Source organism: Citrobacter enshiensis (genome assembly GCF_029338175.1).
Lineage (GTDB): Bacteria > Pseudomonadota > Gammaproteobacteria > Enterobacterales > Enterobacteriaceae > Citrobacter_D > Citrobacter_D enshiensis.
The window spans coordinates 4,198,688-4,216,590 of record NZ_CP119862.1; the positions used below are offsets into that span (position 1 = coordinate 4,198,688).

The following is a 17,903-nucleotide window of genomic DNA, read 5'->3' on the forward strand; positions in this document are numbered from 1 at the left end:
TAACGGGGTTCACGATGGCGCAACAAGGGGAACAAGCGGCCATACCGCTTGCAACGGAAAGGGTTGGGATTAAAGGGTATCTGGCATTTTTTCTGACCATCATTTTCTTTTCGGGTGTTTTTTCCGGGAGTGATGGATGGTGGCGCGTTTTTGATTTTAGCGTGCTGAACGGCGCGTTTGGTCAACTTCCCGGCAGTGCAGGGCACGCCACCACGTCATTTCGCGGTGCGGGTGGCACAGGGGCAAAAGATGGCTTTCTGTTCGCGCTGGAACTCGCCCCGTCGGTCATTCTCTCTCTGGGCATCATTGCTATTACCGACGGTCTGGGCGGTCTGCGTGCGGCTCAACAACTGATGACCCCGATCCTCAAACCACTGCTCGGTATTCCCGGTATTTGCTCACTGGCGTTGATCGCTAACCTGCAAAACACCGATGCCGCAGCCGGTATGACCAAAGAGCTTGCGCAGGAAGGTGAAATCACCGAACGAGATAAAGTCATTTTTGCGGCATACCAGACCAGCGGCAGCGCCATTATCACTAACTATTTTTCCTCTGGTGCCGCCGTGTTCGCGTTTCTCGGCACCTCCGTTATCGTCCCGCTGGCGGTGATCCTGGTCTTTAAATTTGTCGGCGCTAACCTGCTGCGAATCTGGATTAACGTTGAAGAACGTCGTCACCCTCTGCAAGGAGCGCAATCATGACCACTCAAGTACGCAAAAACGTCATGGACATGTTTATCGATGGCGCCCGTCGCGGTTTTACCATCGCCACCACCAACCTGCTGCCTAACGTTGTCATGGCGTTCGTGATAATTCAGGCCTTAAAAATTACGGGCTTACTCGACCTGGTGGGGCAAATCTGCCAGCCGGTTATGGCGCTGTGGGGACTGCCCGGCGAAGCGGCAACCGTTCTGTTGGCCTCGCTGATGAGCATGGGCGGTGCCGTCGGCGTCTCTGCAAGCCTGCTCACGGCCGGAGCCTTAAGCGGCCACGACGTCACCGTTCTGCTCCCGGCCATCTATCTGATGGGTAACCCGGTACAGAACGTCGGTCGCTGCCTCGGCACTGCCGAAGTGAATGCCAAATACTATCCCCATATCATCGCGGTGTGCGCTATCAACGCATTGCTTTCGATCTGGGTTATGCAGCTTATTGTTTAGTAAGGAGTCATCATGTCTGATTTATCCGCTGCAGATTTTACTCTGCTGCAGGGGGCGCATCTGTTTGCGCCAGAAGACCGGGGAATTTGCGACGTGCTGCTGGCCAACGGCAAGATCATTGCCGTTGATACCGCTATCCCGACAGACATTGTCCCGGACTGTACGGTCATTGATTTACGCGGGCGCATTCTGTGCCCGGGTTTTATCGATCAGCACGTTCATTTGATTGGCGGCGGCGGTGAAGCCGGCCCCACCACCCGGACGCCGGAAGTCACGCTGAGCCGTCTCACCGAAGCGGGGATCACCACGGTGGTAGGCTTGCTGGGCACCGACTCCGTCACCCGTCATCCGGAATCCCTGCTGGCAAAAACCCGGGCGCTGAATGAAGAAGGGATCACCGCCTGGATGCTGACCGGCGCTTATCATGTTCCTTCGCCGACCATCACCGGTTCCGTGGAGAAAGATGTGGCGCTGATCGATCGCGTTATCGGCGTGAAATGCGCGGTCTCCGATCATCGCTCTGCCGCGCCAGGCGATTATCAACTGGCCAATATGGCAGCGGAATCACGCGTTGGCGGACTGCTCGGCGGGAAGCCCGGCGTCAGCGTGTTCCATATGGGCAGCAGCAAAAAAGGGCTGCAACCGCTGTATGACATTCTGGAAAACAGCGATGTGCCGATGGGCAAACTGCTCCCTACCCACGTGAACCGCAGCGAATATCTGTTCGATCAGGCGCTGACCTTCGCGCTCAACGGCGGCACTATCGATATCACCAGCGGCATTCCCGGCCCGGTGACGCCACCAGAGGGGATCGCGCGCGCGGTGAAAGCGGGCGTACCGCTTGCACAGGTCACGCTCAGTTCTGATGGCAACGGCAGCCAACCGCTGTTTGACGCGGCGGGCAATCTGACGGGCATTGGCGTTGCCGGTTTCGACAGTTTGCTGCAAACCTTGCACGCGCTGGTCAACGACTACGGTTTTACGCTGACGGACGCGCTGCGCCCTCTCACCACCAGCGTGGCAACGTTCCTGAGCCTTTCCGGTAAAGGTGAAATCCTCCCCGGTCACGATGCCGACCTGCTGGTGATGACGCCGGAACTGCGCATTGAGCAGGTTTACGCGCATGGGAAACGGATGGTCGTAGACGGTAAAGCCTGCGTAAAAGGGACGTTTGAGTAAGTCGAAAGGTTGTCAGCCGTTCGAATGAACGTAGAATGCGCAAACGAGCGGCTGACAGGTAAACAGGAATGGACGAGAGTGGTGCAGGTTTGCATAACATTGAAACAAAATGGCTTTATGATTTTCTGACTCTGGAAAAGTGCCGAAACTTCTCTCAGGCAGCGATCATCCGTAATGTCTCACAGCCAGCGTTTAGTCGTCGGATTCGCGCGCTGGAAAGTGCCGTGGGCGTCGAACTGTTTAATCGCCAGATCTCTCCGCTACAGCTCTCTGAGCAGGGAAAAATCTTTCATTCTCAAATTCGTCATCTGCTGCAACAACTGGAAAGTAACCTGACGGAGCTGCGGGGCGGCAGCGATTTTACGCTGCGTAAAATCAAAGTTGCCGCGGCGCACTCGCTTTCCCTCGGCCTGTTGCCGGGCGTTGTCAGAGCGATGCCAACGCAGTTTACCTGGTCGGTTGAGGCGATCGATGTCGATCAGGCGGTTGATATGCTGCGGGAAGGACAAAGCGATTTTATCTTTTCTTATCACGACGAAAATCTGCTGCAGGCGCCGTTTGCCAACATTCGTTTGTTCGAGTCGCAACTCTTTCCCGTCTGTGCCTGCAACGAACAGGGGCAACCACGCTATACCCTTGACCAGCCTCACTTCCCCTTGCTGAACTATAGCCGTAACTCCTATATGGGCAGGCTGATAAACCGCACGCTGACCCGCCACGCCGAGCTCAGTTTCAGCACGTTTTTTGTCTCTTCAATGAGTGAGTTGTTAAAGCAGGTCGCGCTAGACGGCTGCGGCATCGCCTGGCTGCCGGAGTATGCCATTCGCCAGGAGCTCAGCAGCGGACAGTTGATCGTGCTGGACAACGACGCGCTGGTGATTCCTATCCAGGCTTACGCGTACCGCATGGACACGCGCATGAACCCCTTAGCGGAACGTTTCTGGCGGGAACTGCACAACCTTCACGCCGTCCCCTGAACGTCATTCAGGCATGAGCAAACTGTTCCGGCACCAGCGCTGTCTGCGTATCCGACCTGGACTCATACCAACGAATGGCGGCACGTACCAGTGACGCAGTCGAGTCGATAAAGCGGCAACCCGCGACGTCCTCATGCCCGGACACGATCAGTGGAATTTCAGTACACCCCATGATTATCCTCTGCGCACCACGGGAAATCAGCCGCTCGATTTGCGGAAGCAGCAGCTTTTCTGCCGCCGGTTTATCGCCGCTTTTCAGGGCATAAATGGCCTGCATCACCTGTTCCTGCCCCGAATCTTCCGGCGGGATCAGAGTGAGTCCCTGCGCCGTCGCTTTCTTCTGATACAGCCCTGTCGCCAGTGTGGCGTTCGTCGCCAACAGACCCACGCGTTTGACCGACGGAGGAATTTCGCCAAGAGTCGCATCCAGAATGCTGATCATCTCAGCCTTTGCCACGGCCCGCAGATCCTCAAACCAGTAATGCGCGGTATTGCAGGGGATCACGATACATTCCGCCCCCGCCTCTTCCAGCATATGCAGATAACGCTCAAGATAGTGATAGGGTGAAGGACCGCCGGATAATAAACAGGCCGTGCGATCGGGAATATCCGGAATGGAGCTCACAATCAGCGGGATATGCTGCTGATCGCAGCTGGCATCGCGTAAGTAAACAAACTTTTCCAGCATATCCGCCGTCGCTGCTGGCCCCATTCCACCTAAGATCCCAATCGTATGTTTCATCGCTTTCTCATTGCTTAGCTTGAGTTCAGAAACACACTATCAGCATGATGTTTAGGTAAAAAATGCCGTTTTATTAGCGGCTATGCGTAAAAATCATAGCCCCCTCATCCCGGCGGCGATCTGTTGCCACTGTGAACAAAAAGCTTTACACCCTCACAAAAGAGAGAACGCCAAGGCTATCTTTTAAGCGTCTCCAGAGCAGCATAAAATAGCGCCGATGTTTCAAATAGAGGATTGTTGTTATGTTGTTCTGGAAAAAGATGGTGAGAAGAATCGACGCGTTCGCAATGCTGCTCCCACCAGGCTACTTCCGGGTGTAAAACCAGGCAGGCCTGTCACCGACAGGCCTGATTCCCTTTCCCTTCTTTGCGTTTACGCAATCCGGATGTTCTTAACACCACCACCCACATCCGTAGCCAGGCATAACGATATACCAGCGGATGCTGCCACCTGAGCAATGTCAGAAACATAGCGACTCCTTTCTTGCCTGAAGACCTAACGGAATGTCGGCAGCAAGCCAAAAACATCCAGAACGACCGTCAGATAGACAATACCTCCACCCACAATCACCAGATTCAGCACCGTATTGTTACAAGGAGAGGTGTATTGCGCCGTAGCAAAACGCTTACGCGCGGCTTTAACCAGAATAGGAGGCAAGATCACGCTCCAGATGGTAAACGCCAGTCCCGCATAACCAATCGCATGCACGAAGCCATTCGGGAAGAAGAAGCACACGGCGGCGGGCGGGAAATAGGTCACCAGCGCGGTTTTCAAACGCCCGATATTGTCATCCGGGAAGTGAAACAGATCGGCAATATAATCAAACAGACCCAACGTGGCCGCCAACAGTGAACTGGCAACGGCGAAATTACCGAAGAAGGTCAGGATCACGTCCATATACCGGCTGGTAAATAACCCGCTAATGGCTTCCACAAACACATCGATATTCCCCCCTTTGGCAATGATGGGAGGAAAGTCTGCGCGACTGATATTCCCCATCGTGACCGCCAGCCAAAAGATATACAGCAGCACGGCAAAGAGCGTACCGATGATAATGGAGCGCGTAATGTGGGGTATACCTTGCGTTCCGTAAAACTTGACCAGACTCGGAACGTTGCCATGAAAACCAAAAGAGATAATACAAAACGGCAGCGTCATCAGAATGTACGGAAGGTATTGCGCATTCGGTAGCGCGATCCCGACGCTATCGACCAGTTTTGCCGTGTCAATATGACCAACCAACCCGGAGAAGGTGGCAAAAAACGCCAAAAACTTACCGATGATCAGAACGGTTGTAATTCTCCCGACCAACAACGAGCTGTACCACGCGATCACGCCGACCAGCATGCTGACAAGGACCACCGAAATATTCGCAGGGAAACGAACACCACTATATTTGAATACGGTTTGCGCCATCACCGCCGAGGAACCGGAGATATAGGCGTAGGTTAAAATATACAACACAAAACCGAAGGCAATCCCAACGACAACATTCCACTTTTGTCCCAGTAAATCCTGGGTAAACGTATTAAAACTGGCTCCAGCGCCATAGTGAAGGTTAACCTCAACCAACATCAGACCGGTTAACAACATCATGATGGCAATAACAATCAGAATGACAGAAGCGCCGGGAAACCATACACCTGCCATCGCAATAGGAAGAGAAAACATCCCCCCTCCCACCACGGTCGCAATGACAAGCATTGTGCCGCTAATTAATCCGGGGGTACTCTGTCGTTCAATGGCATTAATATCCATAGTAAATGTTCCTGTTGACTATTATTTATAATTACGGCTGTCATTTGTACATCTTCGGATAATGAACGTGTTGAAGTCAGGTTTGCATTTTTATTAGTCAGCAAAGTATCGCCGATACGGTAAAGGCTTCCTGTTCTGTGAAAATAAAAACAAAAAGGCCCCAGTTTCCTGGGGCCATGAACAATTAAATATAGTCAAAACGCGCAGTGAAGAAGCGTAACTGCTTAGGCTCATAAATGAACTTAAGCCCACGAATATCTTCTTTATGCTGGTACAGTTTGATAATACCGTCGGCCACCACATCCATATGTGCGTAGGTGTAAACACGGCGTGGGATCGTCAGACGCACCGTTTCCAGTTTTGGACGGTGGTTCTCACCGGTCTCTTTGCTGCGACCGGCAGAGATAATACCGCGCTCCATACTGCGAACGCCGGTTTCCACGAAAATGCTGGCTGCCAGACTTTGCGCCGGGAACTCATCTTGCGTCAGATGCTCACAGAAACGACGCGCGTCCAGGAACACCGCATGACCGCCGATCGGCTCAACAATTGGCACACCCGCCGCCTTCAGCTTATCGCCCAGGTAGCGAACCTGCTTAACACGGTGCTCGATGTATTCGAACTGCATGGATTCACGCAGACCAATAGCCATGGCTTCCATATCACGACCCGCAAGGCCGCCGTAAGATGGCATCCCTTCGTAAACTACCACCAGTTCTTTGGCCTCGGAGAACATTTCATCGTCGTTCATGCACAGGAAACCGCCGATATTCACCAGACAGTCTTTTTTGCCGCTCATGGTGCAACCATCAGCATAACTGAACATTTCATGCACGATATCTTTGATGCTGGTATTCTCGAACCCTTGCTCCTGCTCTTTAATGAAATAGGCGTTCTCTACGCAACGGGTCGCATCGTAGAACACTTTAATACCATGAGCCTGAGTTAATTCTCTGACGGCGCGCATATTCGCCATAGAAACAGGTTGACCGCCCGCGAGGTTAACCGTGACTGCCAGGCAAATATAGGCAATATTTTCTGCGCCTTTTTCATCAATCAATTTTTGCAGTTTATTAAGATCAATATCACCTTTAAATGCGATATTCAGACCTGCATCGTGCGCTTCGTCACGTACGATATCGACAAAGATCGCACCATTTTTTTCCTGGTGATAACGCGTCGTAGTGAAATACATGTTCCCGGCGACATACTGTCCCGGTTTAATTGCCAGTATTGACAGTAGGTTTTCTGCGCCACGCCCCTGGTGAGTAGGCACAATATGTTTAAAACCAAACAGTTCCCGAACTGTTCTTTCCAGATGATAGAAGTTTTCGCTACCCGCATAAGCTTCATCACCGATCATCATACCGGCCCACTGCTTATCGCTCATCGCGTTGGTGCCACTGTCTGTCAGCAGGTCGATATAGATATCTTTCGAGTTTAACAGGAAAGTATTGTAACCCGCTTCCTGCATTTTCTGAATGCGCTCATCACGCGAGATCATAGATACAGTTTCAACGCTTTTAATACGGAAGGGTTCTGCCGGATAATTCATTTTGTTTCTCCAGTAAACAGTGATCATGTTCGTATTAATGTGAAGTAAAGCATCCTTATCTCATCAACAGACGCTGAAGAGATATAACTATTCGCCGCCTTAACCAAGGGGAAAAATAATGTGATGGCACTATGCAAGATTTAATTACTGAAGAAAATAGCCTCAACAGTATTAATCATTTCAAATGATAAAGAGAAGTGTAAATACGTGTGATATAAATCACACGTTCTTTTCTTAGTTTTTCATATTCAACAAGTTATTTACCACACAATGAATTGCAACTTCCCTCCAGACGCTGTAAAAGTGAGAAAGAACTGAAAACATAACTTTCCAGCCCCTTTTCAGCTCACATTCTCTATTTTTGAGAGTGGAGATTGTGGGATTACGATCACCCTCCGCCGCTAATTCTGTGATTAATATCACCAAAAGCGTAAAGTAATTTGTACAAAACAGCGTACTTTCAGAAATCACAATTTACTTCAGAGACCTGAATCACATTTTTCTGCAATGATTTTGCAATACCAAATTTGGCGCGTGAGGTAATTAGCGGGAATGGTTCTTAATGGAGTGCAATGTCTATTTTCCGACACTCTTATTTTCTTAAAATATATTTAAAGGCGTCGATTATAGTTTATATCCTTCCTGAGTTCATTGCTTATTCCTGATGATGCATACAGCTATTTATCATTGTACAAGGGTGTTGTTACTCTTCCACTCCGCAAATCTCTGTACGCTAAATAATCCCACTCTCCGAACAGTTTACTATTTCATAACGATCCCTCTTTATCCGTTCACCTGACTTTAGAAAAACAAAATAATTAACAAAATAACAACAACAAAATCAGCATGCGCGAAACCAAAGATCGTCGTTTTATTTTACATGCCAACGAAATCACCAATAAGACGTATTTCAAATGAGTGCACATCAAATTATTTGCGATAAAGAACACAAAATTTAACCCGCATTGGCGAAAAAACTTGCTGTTTAGCCCAAATACCTTAACGTAGCGAAAAATTGGTTTATACCAGATTGGTGAACATGAAAGACAAAAGCTATGTAGATATCATCCGGGAGCGCCTGGAAAGGTGGTTGTCTGAGACAAATCTGGCGGCGGGTTCACGACTTCCTTCAGAGCGGGAGCTCTGTGAATTGCTGGATACCCGCAGGATGACGCTGAGACAAGTGTTACTGGAGCTGGAGGTGGCATCCATCATCTTCAGGAAAAATCGTAGCGGCTGGTTTATTGCGCCCAAGCGTTTCATCTATAACCCAAAAGCGCAGTCCAGCTTTAATGCCGAAGCCCGCGCCCAAGGGCGACTTCCGTTTTGGGGGTATCTGGAAGAAGAATTATGCGAAGCGCCTCCTCCCAGTGTGGTGAAGGCGTTCTCAGAAAATACCAGCAGCTATCTCATCACCGGCTGGTGTGGTCTTGACGGACATAAGGTTTTTTATCACGAGTCCTACATTGACGCTGACTTTGCCCCTGGTTTCGTTAATAAAATCAACAACCAGTCATTTGCCGAAGTCTGGGAAAGAGAATTCAGTCAGTTCCTGAGTATAAAAAGCATGGTATTTAAACCCGTAAAAATACCGGACCAGGCATGCAAAGAGTTGGGCGTAGCTCCGAACTCTTTCGTCATTCTGGTCGAAAAACACCGGGCAACACGAGAAAAAAGAGTGGTTCAGGTTGACTTTGAGTACTGGAGACTGGAGTCCGTTGAACTCTATATCAAAGATGAATGAGGGTAAAAATGAAAACAACAGAAAGGGTATGTCTCGCTGAGCGAGCCAGCAATATTCCCCTATATTTACATGCCTATGCATTTCATTTAAATATGCGGTACGAACGGATTCTGCCAGGTGATCTACTGGATATTGCGCATCAGCATCAATTACAGGGTGTGAAGATTCATGTAGAGGATGGTGAAACTCAGGCCTTACAAATGTTGAGTGACCATCAGTTATTTGATTTCAGGAAAAAAGCAGAAGACTACGGGCTGGATGTTAACATTGAAACCAGCGCATCAGATAAAAAAACGCTGGACGATGCCATCAGGATTGCCCGGGCAACAGGCGCTTCATCCGTTCGTTTTTACCCTCGCTATGAGGGGCATCTGCAAGACGTCATGGAAAAGATAGCGTTAGATATACAATATTTATCTCAGTTTGATGATTGCGGCTTAACATTCACGATAGAGCAGCATGAAGATCTGAAGGGAGAGGAACTGGTCAGCTTAGTAAAACAGAGCGGGATGAAGAACCTTTCAATACTTTTCGACTTCGGCAATATGATTAATGCCAATGAAAAGCCGCTCGACGCCCTGAACGTCATGGCGCCGTATATAACGCAAGTGCATGTAAAAGATGCCAAAATCATCCAGGATGGTTCCGGCTGGGCACATGAAGCGTGCCGCTCCGGGCATGGGGATTTGCCCATGGAAGAGATGATCAGAGCATTATTACTGCTGGGAGAAGACAAGCCGCAGGTAATATCTTTCGGTCTTGAGGAAGAAGTCGATTACTTTGCTCCCGCCTTCCGCTTCGACGATGAGGGAGATAACCCATGGATCCCCTGGAGAACCGCGAGTTATACACCATTACCTGATGCTGATAAGGTTGATGCGCGCCTTGCTCAGGAATCAGAACACGCAATAGAACAAATTCACTATGTCAGAAACATATGCAATAAGTTTATTAACGAAAATTAATTTAAATATTATAAATTAATCTCACACAACGATAATTACATCAACTTTCTTATCGCTTTGATATTTATCAATAGCGGATATGGAAGGTTATTCCCTCTATGCTTTTAAGTAAGTGAAGGTATAACTATGTTCATGAACAAGTGGGCACGACTGTGCTTTTTAGTCCTCGGTGGTGGAACGATATTTAAACTTTCCAGCATGAAGGATGTATTTTACGTCCCGATGCAAAGTGACTGGGGTTTAACCAACACACAAATTGGTCTTGGCTTTACTGTATATACCATTATCCAGACAACAGGGCTGTTTCTTTCCCTTTATATTGCTGACCGTTATTCCAAGAAAATACTCTTACCCTTTGGGTTGATTGGCGTTGGACTCTGTGGATTGTATTTATCCACACTGCCTTCATTCACCGGTTATCTGCTCTGTTTTGCGGCAATGGCCTTCTTTGGTGATGTCATTTTCTGGCCCGTATTGTTGAAAGCCGTACGCCTGCTGGGGAAACAGGAAGAACAGGGACGAATGTTTGGTTTCCTGGAAGCCGGCCGTGGGGTTGTGGATGTGATTGTCGCCTCCGGTGCCTTGTTTATTTTTGTGCAGTTCGGCGAAGGTAAAGCAGGTATGCAGGCGGGTCTGCTTTTCTACACGGTAATCACGCTCACCGTCGGTGTTATTACCTATTTCATTGTGGGGGATGATGACAAAGTCACCGCTCGCGATAACAGCAGTGCAAATCTGGAAGTTCTCAAGGGCATCAAACATGTTCTGACCTGCGCTAACGTGTGGCTGGCCGCATTTGGCATCTTCTTTGTGTACGCCGCCTACTGTGGATTAACCTACTTCATCCCTTTCTTAAAGGATATCTACATGCTGCCGGTAGCCCTTGTTGGGGCGTACGGTATCATTAACCAGTATGCGTTAAAAATGGTCGGTGGCCCGATTGGCGGATTCCTTGCCGATAAAGTCACGAAATCTCCAACGGTCTATCTGAAATGGACGTTCCTGATCGCGGCGATTGCCATGCTCCTCTTCATTCAGTTGCCTCACGAGTCTATGAATGTGTATGTCGGGATGGCGGTGACGTTAGGCTTTGGCGCCATTATCTTCTCCCAGCGTGCTATTTTCTTTGCGCCAATGGATGAGATCGGCATCTCACGCCAGTACAGTGGTTCTGCGATGGCATTTGGTTGCATCATCGGCTACATGCCAGCGATGTTTGCCTACACCCTGTATGGCTCGCTTCTGGATAACTTCAAAGGCATTACCGGCTATAACTATGTCTTCAGCGTGATGGTGGTATTCAGCCTGCTGGGCTTCGTGTGCTCCACTCTTCTGGCCAGAAGGATTAAGCAACAAAAAATGGCGTTAGAAGCAACGTCAGCATAATTGAGTTATCGATGACTTTTCTTCCCTGAACGTAAAAAAGAAAGTAAGGGTCGTTAGTTTTATGCTTAAAAATGGCAGCCGGGTCATCCTGCTGCCATTTCTCCCCTCAAAAATACGGCATCGTTTTAGGATTTCAGAGCCGTATTGCTTTTCTGATTACGCCAGACGGGTGTCGCTTTTGTCAGCCAATAGTCCACGCTGACATATTTTCCGCCACCGTAGATCAGCAGAACTAACAGCATGATGAAATAAGTGGCAGAGAATTCAATACCGTTGTTCAGGATAATCGGATCGCCCAGTTGCGTAATATAGTTATACCGACCGGGGAAGTTTTCCATCAACCACTGGAGAAACGCTGTCATTCGCTGACTGGATTCCATGCTATTACTGGCGATAGCCAGCCAACCGTGCGACCAGTGAACCATCAGGCTGGCGACGCTCATCACGACGATCATTGGGATGGCGATAATTCGTGTGAAAAGCCCCAGCGTAATGCAAATCAACCCCAGCACTTCAGTAGACGTAGCCAGAAACGCCAGCAGCCAGGGAAATGGTAGTCCCAGCCCGCCTTCTGCTGTCGGTTGCGCAAACCACGCCACCGTTCCGCTAAATCCCATGACCTTTGAGTGTGCGCCAGCAAAAATCACCGGAATTAAAAAAAGGCGGATAAGCAGCAGCGCAATAAAATCTGCTTTCTTTATTTTTGATATAACGAGCTTGTACCACGAAATTACGTTTATCAACATAGCATCACCCTTTGTATTTTAAAGACAAAAGTTCGTCGTTATTGTTGGTTTCCAGCCACGAGCGCAAAGAAAAATCGTCTAAAAAAAGTGAGGCACTATTTAGCAATCGTTCGGCTGAAATGATCTGCTGGTTAATCGCGGATAACAGCTGCACGTCAACCTGGCTGAGCCTCTTCTGGTACAGCGCATTATTATGTTTCCGATAGAGCGCATAATAATTCAGGCACTCTTCATTCTCGTAACAAGGCTCTCCCTCGTGGATCCGAAACGGTAAGGCCACTATTTTCAGCGTGGGATTTCGCGCCACCTCCACGTCGCCAGTCTGTGCCAACGGCCGCGACATTTTCAGAGGAGGTGGAACATTACTGTCATCGATTTCCACGGCGTACATCAGCCATTCATACTCGATCAGCGCCAAATCGTGAGGCGACAGCTGACGTTGCTGACGCATAAAAAGCAGTAACTCTGTCGCCACCTGATGAAATTCCGGTTGGCTGGCCTGATGCTGATGGAGAAAAGCATCCGTCAGATCCTGAATATCCACGTCTTTGATACGCTGGCAAAATAAAGGAAAAACGTGTTGCAACACGCCGCCAATATTTTCTCTGACAATTTTCCGGTACAGCGACATACCGCGTGAACAGGTTTCACTCGCGGTTGCTCTGGCGCGAAGCTGGGCAGAAAACGTTGCCTCCATCTCGACCAACGATGCAGGTGCTAGATAATGTGTTGTCACAGGCACTCGCTTTTATAAAAGGTATTCCCTGATTTGCGTTAATTCCGCACATAACGCCGCCAGTGGTGGAACGTTGTTATCGCGTTCCAGCAGCAAAGGTCTCGCGCCATGAAACCGCACGGTCTGTTTTGCCAGTATTAATACATCCTCCAGTACTGGCATTCCGTGGGTATCGAGGCGGAACTCCTCATACTCCAGATGGCCTGCGATGTGGTAATAGATAATCGACGACGATGGAATGCTGCGAATATACTCAAAGGCATCAAACCCATGATTACAGGCATTCACAAAGACGTTATTAATATCCAGCAGCATCCCACAACCGCTCAGGTTGAGCAGCTCGCCCCAAAATTCCGCCTCCGGCATTTCACCGGCGTAGCGGTGATAAGTGGAGATATTCTCAAGAACCAGTTGCCGCCCCGTCATATTTTGCACCTGGTCAATGCGCGCGACTAAATAAGGCAACACCTCGGTAAAACCGGGTACGGGCAACAAATCGTAGAGATAACCCTGGCGATCGCGGGAAAAACATAAATGATCGCTGTAAATATCAATATGGTATTCGTCAAGAAAACGGCGAACATCATTAATGTACTCTTCATTTAATGGGCAACTATCGCCAATGGATAAACTCAGTCCGTGCGCAATTAACGGATATTTTTTGCTGATGTCTGCTAACTGTTCTTTCTTCGCACCGCCGATATTCATCCAGTTATCTGGGGCCAGTTCGAGAAAGTCGATATCCTGACGGCGGGGTTGTTGCAGCAGTGCCGCAATATGCTCGCCGCGCAGCCCGATCCCGGCTCCCTTTGAAGTTATTTCCCACATACGCCACTGACACATTTTTCAGCGTTCGCCAGTTGGGAAGATTCCGGCTTATTCATCCCTTCACCCGTCAGACCACATTTACCGTCTCTGGCGCGCACCAGTTGATCCTGAGGGTCATGCTTAAGCGTCGCCTGACTATAGATCTTCTCAGTACCGCATTTACCACTGGCACATTTACCGCTGCTGGTTGGCGCTTTATTCTGCACCTGACTGGCGTTGCCGCTCGCCTCTGTCGCACTGGCGGGGTTAACCATTCCTGCGGCCACCATGGAACCCACGACGATTGACAGCACAATATCTTTTTTCATCGGTTATTCCTTCGCCTTGGCTAATGAAATCGGGAAACAGGAGAGATCGCGACTGCTATAGACCGGACCGTGGTAATACTGTTTCACAATGTCGATGGATTGATCTTTGAGACGCAACCCCTTGCCCATAAAGTGATTCAGCACCAGCACTTTGGGATTAATTTCAGCCGCCACCTTGCCCACCACATCCGGGGCAGCATGAATAAATTTCGAGGTTTCGTCAGTATCTTCATCAATGGCTAACGGCATCACCAGCATGTCCGCGCCTTTGGCAAAGCGGGCAAACGCTTTATTACTGCCATTCTGATCGGCTGACACGACAATAGTGCCTTTCGCCGTTTCAATACGGAACGCCAGACAAGGCACATCGCCGTGAGGAATCCCCAGAGCGGTCACTTTCATTTCATCGTCCTGATACACCAATTGCGGGTCAGTGGCGGTGTAATTAATATCCTTAACATGACTCGCAAGTTGTAAGCCATCTGTCGCGTTATACAACCCATTCAGATAGGAATAAGCACCATTTTCTTTTTTAAAGAGCGCGTTAAAATATTGCGTCATTGACGGGAATACGCCGCCGCTTTCTGGCCCTGCAAGGTTTATGGTCTCCTTTTCCTTCAGGAAATAACCGCCTTTTAAAATCGGCGCCAGATCCGAGACATGGTCAGTGTGGAAATGGCTGATGGCAATGAGTTTCAAATCTTCCAGGCGGGCGCCCGATTGACCAAAACGTAAAAAAATACCGCCACCAGCATCAATAAGAATGGCCGACTTCCCATTTAGCCAAATAACCTCTCCCGACGAAGCACGCTGATCGTCTGTAATCGGTCCGCCAGTGCCCAGCGTTTGCAGAGTGAAATCCTTATTTTCGCACTGCAACCCTCCAGCCAACACATTGACAGAAAAAAACAGAGAAAGTGTCAGTAATGTCGCTTTTTTTAAAGACAATGATTTTTTATTTTCTTCCATATGGAGTTAACCCTGTTTATTAGGTGCTGAAGTTTCTATTCCTGCCCGGTGTAAAAAATGTAAAGAAAATGTAATTTAATTTTTAAATATGATGAAACTCATAATTTAACTTATCGATATCTGTTTTCTTGATAAGCAATATCGCACGCAAAAACATTGGTAATAAACTGTGTTAATTCACATTGTTACCACAAATAACATTTATAAAAGTAAGGGCTAATTTCGTAAGCCTTCAGCGAGATAACAGGAAAAATAAGCAAGAATAGCTAAAAAACAATTTAACTATAAAAGTGCTTTACTTAATCTGGTTATCTGGTAAGCAATAATATTCTCACCGATAAAAACACATTTTTATTCTGGGTTATATGCTTAACGAAGCGACACTATTGTACTTCCGGAGAGAAAATGAACGTCATACCCAGATTAGGATTATCCATGAAGAGATTGCTATTACCCATCGCCGCAATAACCACTGCCAGCATGCTCTCTCCCCCCGTGAGTGCGGAGTCACTACAGGAACAACAGCGGCGTTACCAGCAGGCATGGCAGCACGCTAACGGTCCCCTGGTACAAACACCACCCGCCCCGCTGGCAGCATTTCTGGAAAAACAGGCCAGTAATCCTCCCGTGGTTTACGCTACGTTAAGCGCGAGAGAGGGGTTGGCGGTGCTAACCAAAGCGAACGTCACCACGTCCGACCCGATGGCGACCGTGCTCAATGATGAAGTGGATACCGGCGAACGGCGCATCCCTGTTCGTATTTACCGCCCCACTTTGCAGGGAAAACAGGATGTTTTGCTGTTTATTCATGGTGGTGGGCATCTGAGTGGTTCAGTGGAGGTGTACGATCCTGTTGCCCGCCATCTGGCGACAGCAACCGGAAACACGGTCATCTCTGTTGACTACCGCCGGGCACCGGAAAGTCCCTACCCGCAAGGGCTTTCTGATGCGCGGGCAGTAACAGAACAGGTCTGGACGCTACTGGATCGTCTGGATATCCCGTATCAGCGTCAGCTAACGGTGGCCGGAGACAGCGGTGGCGGTGCCTTCAGCGCCACGCTTGCCGAAGCATTCTCACGCACTCATCCGGGGTTGATAAAACGACTGGTGCTTATCTATCCAAGCCTGGATTACACCCTGACCTGGCCGTCAGTAAAAGAAAATGGCACGGGAAAGCTGTTAGATGAAAGTAAGATCCGCTGGTATTTTCACCAATACTTCCAGCATGACGAAGATCGTCAATCGGCATCGCCGCTCTACCTGCCTGTGAGCAAAGATTTCCCGGAAACACTGGTATTCAGCGCGGGCCTTGACCCTCTACGTGATGAAGGGTTTGCTTTTGTCGCCCGGCTGAAAGCCGCGGGAGTACCGGTAAAGCACCGCCATTTCCCCGGCATGGTCCACGCCTGGCTGATGCTGGAAGACAAAGTACCGGAAGAAGCGAGGGCAACCTATCAGGCTATTGGGGAGTTCGTTCGCCATTCGCGTTGAACCTACGAAGTGAAATAGATAGCGCCTGGCAGACGCTGGGCGCGATGACGCAGTACCGTTGGGTCATGGAGTTTCAGTTGCCCGGCACATATCGGATCCGCCACGCTTGATCAGGTGTTACTTTGCGAGCATCATCGCAATTATTTACCTGATAATGAAATCAATGGCTTCCAGTAAAACACTGCAACAGGCAATTGCCAACATCACGATCTGGCGTAAAGGCGAGCAACGCGCCCCCCATAAGCCGCTGTTACTGCTGTATGTGCTGTCAGGCTATCAGCGCGGTCACAGTCGCCTGTTTGATTATGGTTCGGAAGTCCGCGATCAGTTACACAGCTTACTGGCAAGATTTGGGCCGCAGCGCACGCAATATCGGCCGGATATGCCCTTCTGGCGTTTGCAGGGCGATGGATTCTGGGAACTGCAAAATGCTGAGCATTGTTCAACATCCGGAAGCAGCAGGCAGCCACCTGCCGGGGAACTGCTAAAACACAGCGTTGCTGGCGGCTTTGATGAGCAACATTACATCCTGCTGACGAAGAGTAAGACCCTCATCAATTCTCTGGCGCAACAAATCCTCGAAGCGCATTTTCCCGAAAGTATTCAGGAAGAACTCGCCGACGAGATGGGATTTAATATCCAGCAAATTCGCAGACAGCGCGATCCTTTGTTTCGCCAGCAAGTGTTGCGCGCCTACAACTACCAGTGCGCAATCTGCGGCTTCAATATGCGACACGATAACACCTCCGTTGCACTGGAGGCCGCGCATATCAAATGGAAGCAGCATGGCGGTCCGTGCGAGATCCCAAATGGTCTGGCGCTGTGCGCGATTCACCACAAAGCCTTTGATAAGGGTTCGATCGGACTGGATGAGAATATGCGCGTGCAGGTTTCTGCTGCAGTGAATGGAAGCGGGATTGTCGGCAGGTTGTTCTGGGATTTTGACCAGAAGCCAATTGCATTACCGCAGATACGAGAGAATTACCCGCAGGAAGGGTTTGTGGAATGGCACAGGAGAGAGGTGTTTAGAGGATAAGTGCGAAGGCCGGACTCGAATTTCACACCTAATAGACTGATATCAATGTTGTTTAGAAACAGGAATAAATAGTTATACCCGCACTTGTACCCACAAGTTAAAATCCGTATAAAAAATAGACATTGCTAGTGGGTATAAAGCCATACCAGTAGAACACCAATATGGCTATCAAAGCAAGATTCAGAGAGCCAGGGGTTTATCCTCGAAAATCACTGAAGCTTGCTCAATTAAATGAACTGCAAAAAGGTCCTCATCAAACAGGGAGCTTTTGAGCGCCTGTTATGAATTAAACGAGGACAAGTATGTAAATTTCTTTATTACACC

At 49.1% G+C, this 17,903-nt stretch carries 18 protein-coding genes; 9 read left to right on the forward strand and 9 right to left on the reverse strand.

What is annotated here, in order from left to right:
* The first annotated feature begins 14 nt into the window (after positions 1-14).
* The 4 genes from P2W74_RS19980 to hypT all read left to right on the forward strand — a co-directional run bounded on the left by P2W74_RS19980 (position 15) and on the right by hypT (position 3,315).
* Positions 15-701, forward strand: coding sequence for a nucleoside recognition domain-containing protein (locus P2W74_RS19980; protein ID WP_276292938.1), 687 nt, complete (start codon positions 15-17; stop codon positions 699-701).
* Complete coding sequence (locus P2W74_RS19985; RefSeq protein WP_276292939.1) at positions 698-1,159, forward strand: YjiG family protein; 462 nt, start codon at positions 698-700, stop codon at positions 1,157-1,159. The genes P2W74_RS19980 and P2W74_RS19985 overlap by 4 nt, the downstream gene beginning before the upstream one ends.
* 12 nt (positions 1,160-1,171) lie before the next feature.
* Positions 1,172-2,338, forward strand: coding sequence for a beta-aspartyl-peptidase (gene iadA, locus P2W74_RS19990; protein ID WP_276292940.1), 1,167 nt, complete (start codon positions 1,172-1,174; stop codon positions 2,336-2,338).
* Between the two features lie 68 nt (positions 2,339-2,406).
* Entirely contained in the window at positions 2,407-3,315 is a 909-nt protein-coding gene (gene hypT / locus P2W74_RS19995; protein ID WP_276292941.1) for a hypochlorite stress DNA-binding transcriptional regulator HypT, read from the forward strand.
* 7 nt (positions 3,316-3,322) lie between these two features.
* On the opposite strand, the gene cuyB is transcribed toward hypT, so the two are convergent.
* From cuyB to P2W74_RS20015, 4 genes are all read right to left on the reverse strand, one after another.
* Positions 3,323-4,057, reverse strand: a complete 735-nt coding sequence (cuyB, locus tag P2W74_RS20000) for a cysteate racemase (protein ID WP_276292942.1) — start codon at positions 4,055-4,057, stop codon at positions 3,323-3,325.
* Between the two features lie 335 nt (positions 4,058-4,392).
* Complete coding sequence (locus P2W74_RS20005) at positions 4,393-4,527, reverse strand: hypothetical protein (protein ID WP_276292943.1); 135 nt, start codon at positions 4,525-4,527, stop codon at positions 4,393-4,395.
* A gap of 25 nt (positions 4,528-4,552) precedes the next feature.
* Positions 4,553-5,815, reverse strand: coding sequence for an aromatic amino acid transporter (locus P2W74_RS20010; protein WP_276292944.1), 1,263 nt, complete (start codon positions 5,813-5,815; stop codon positions 4,553-4,555).
* Between the two features lie 184 nt (positions 5,816-5,999).
* Positions 6,000-7,370 carry a tyrosine phenol-lyase gene (locus P2W74_RS20015; RefSeq protein WP_203359064.1) on the reverse strand — a complete coding sequence of 457 codons (1,371 nt, stop codon included), beginning with the start codon at positions 7,368-7,370 and terminating at the stop codon, positions 6,000-6,002.
* Positions 7,371-8,460: 1,090 nt separating this feature from the next.
* Here P2W74_RS20015 and P2W74_RS20020 point away from each other — a divergent pair.
* From P2W74_RS20020 to P2W74_RS20030, 3 genes are all read left to right on the forward strand, one after another.
* Complete coding sequence (locus P2W74_RS20020) at positions 8,461-9,114, forward strand: UTRA domain-containing protein (RefSeq protein WP_276292945.1); 654 nt, start codon at positions 8,461-8,463, stop codon at positions 9,112-9,114.
* Positions 9,115-9,122: 8 nt separating this feature from the next.
* Positions 9,123-10,079, forward strand: a complete 957-nt coding sequence (locus P2W74_RS20025) for a sugar phosphate isomerase/epimerase family protein (RefSeq protein ID WP_276292946.1) — start codon at positions 9,123-9,125, stop codon at positions 10,077-10,079.
* 132 nt (positions 10,080-10,211) lie between these two features.
* Entirely contained in the window at positions 10,212-11,465 is a 1,254-nt protein-coding gene (locus P2W74_RS20030) for an MFS transporter (protein ID WP_276292947.1), read from the forward strand.
* Between the two features lie 125 nt (positions 11,466-11,590).
* Here P2W74_RS20030 and P2W74_RS20035 read toward each other — a convergent pair whose 3' ends face one another.
* From P2W74_RS20035 to P2W74_RS20055, 5 genes are read right to left on the reverse strand one after another with little or no spacing between them, the layout of a single operon-like run.
* On the reverse strand, positions 11,591-12,211 hold the full coding sequence (locus P2W74_RS20035) for an HvfX family Cu-binding RiPP maturation protein (RefSeq protein ID WP_276292948.1): 621 nt from the start codon (positions 12,209-12,211) through the stop codon (positions 11,591-11,593).
* A 4-nt stretch (positions 12,212-12,215) separates the two neighbouring features.
* Positions 12,216-12,947: an HvfC/BufC family peptide modification chaperone gene (locus tag P2W74_RS20040; RefSeq protein WP_276292949.1), complete on the reverse strand. Its 732-nt coding sequence runs from the start codon at positions 12,945-12,947 to the stop codon at positions 12,216-12,218.
* Positions 12,948-12,959: 12 nt separating this feature from the next.
* On the reverse strand, positions 12,960-13,775 hold the full coding sequence (locus tag P2W74_RS20045) for an MbnB/TglH/ChrH family RiPP precursor modification enzyme (RefSeq protein ID WP_276292950.1): 816 nt from the start codon (positions 13,773-13,775) through the stop codon (positions 12,960-12,962).
* Positions 13,763-14,083, reverse strand: a complete 321-nt coding sequence (locus P2W74_RS20050) for a hypothetical protein (RefSeq protein WP_276292951.1) — start codon at positions 14,081-14,083, stop codon at positions 13,763-13,765. Before P2W74_RS20050 ends, P2W74_RS20045 begins: the two co-directional genes overlap by 13 nt.
* A gap of 3 nt (positions 14,084-14,086) precedes the next feature.
* Positions 14,087-15,052, reverse strand: a complete 966-nt coding sequence (locus tag P2W74_RS20055; RefSeq protein ID WP_276292952.1) for an MBL fold metallo-hydrolase — start codon at positions 15,050-15,052, stop codon at positions 14,087-14,089.
* A gap of 435 nt (positions 15,053-15,487) precedes the next feature.
* Here P2W74_RS20055 and P2W74_RS20060 point away from each other — a divergent pair, with 435 nt between their 5' ends.
* Positions 15,488-16,543 carry an alpha/beta hydrolase gene (locus tag P2W74_RS20060; RefSeq protein WP_276292953.1) on the forward strand — a complete coding sequence of 352 codons (1,056 nt, stop codon included), beginning with the start codon at positions 15,488-15,490 and terminating at the stop codon, positions 16,541-16,543.
* A 163-nt stretch (positions 16,544-16,706) separates the two neighbouring features.
* Positions 16,707-17,579, forward strand: a complete 873-nt coding sequence (locus P2W74_RS20065; protein WP_276292954.1) for a phosphorothioated DNA-binding restriction endonuclease — start codon at positions 16,707-16,709, stop codon at positions 17,577-17,579.
* Positions 17,580-17,903: the final 324 nt, after the last annotated feature.

Excerpts from the sequence above, each read along its gene's own strand:
- P2W74_RS19980 (WP_276292938.1), top strand. The coding sequence starts at position 15 with ATGGCGCAACAAGGGGAACAAGCGGCCATACCGCTTGCAACGGAAAGG.
- P2W74_RS19985 (WP_276292939.1), top strand. The coding sequence starts at position 698 with ATGACCACTCAAGTACGCAAAAACGTCATGGACATGTTTATCGATGGC.
- iadA (WP_276292940.1), top strand. The coding sequence starts at position 1,172 with ATGTCTGATTTATCCGCTGCAGATTTTACTCTGCTGCAGGGGGCGCAT.
- hypT (WP_276292941.1), top strand. The coding sequence starts at position 2,407 with ATGGACGAGAGTGGTGCAGGTTTGCATAACATTGAAACAAAATGGCTT.
- cuyB (WP_276292942.1), bottom strand. The coding sequence starts at position 4,057 with ATGAAACATACGATTGGGATCTTAGGTGGAATGGGGCCAGCAGCGACG.
- P2W74_RS20005 (WP_276292943.1), bottom strand. The coding sequence starts at position 4,527 with ATGTTTCTGACATTGCTCAGGTGGCAGCATCCGCTGGTATATCGTTAT.
- P2W74_RS20010 (WP_276292944.1), bottom strand. The coding sequence starts at position 5,815 with ATGGATATTAATGCCATTGAACGACAGAGTACCCCCGGATTAATTAGC.
- P2W74_RS20015 (WP_203359064.1), bottom strand. The coding sequence starts at position 7,370 with ATGAATTATCCGGCAGAACCCTTCCGTATTAAAAGCGTTGAAACTGTA.
- P2W74_RS20025 (WP_276292946.1), top strand. The coding sequence starts at position 9,123 with ATGAAAACAACAGAAAGGGTATGTCTCGCTGAGCGAGCCAGCAATATT.
- P2W74_RS20030 (WP_276292947.1), top strand. The coding sequence starts at position 10,212 with ATGAACAAGTGGGCACGACTGTGCTTTTTAGTCCTCGGTGGTGGAACG.
- P2W74_RS20035 (WP_276292948.1), bottom strand. The coding sequence starts at position 12,211 with ATGTTGATAAACGTAATTTCGTGGTACAAGCTCGTTATATCAAAAATA.
- P2W74_RS20045 (WP_276292950.1), bottom strand. The coding sequence starts at position 13,775 with ATGTGGGAAATAACTTCAAAGGGAGCCGGGATCGGGCTGCGCGGCGAG.
- P2W74_RS20050 (WP_276292951.1), bottom strand. The coding sequence starts at position 14,083 with ATGAAAAAAGATATTGTGCTGTCAATCGTCGTGGGTTCCATGGTGGCC.
- P2W74_RS20055 (WP_276292952.1), bottom strand. The coding sequence starts at position 15,052 with ATGGAAGAAAATAAAAAATCATTGTCTTTAAAAAAAGCGACATTACTG.
- P2W74_RS20060 (WP_276292953.1), top strand. The coding sequence starts at position 15,488 with ATGAAGAGATTGCTATTACCCATCGCCGCAATAACCACTGCCAGCATG.
- P2W74_RS20065 (WP_276292954.1), top strand. The coding sequence starts at position 16,707 with ATGGCTTCCAGTAAAACACTGCAACAGGCAATTGCCAACATCACGATC.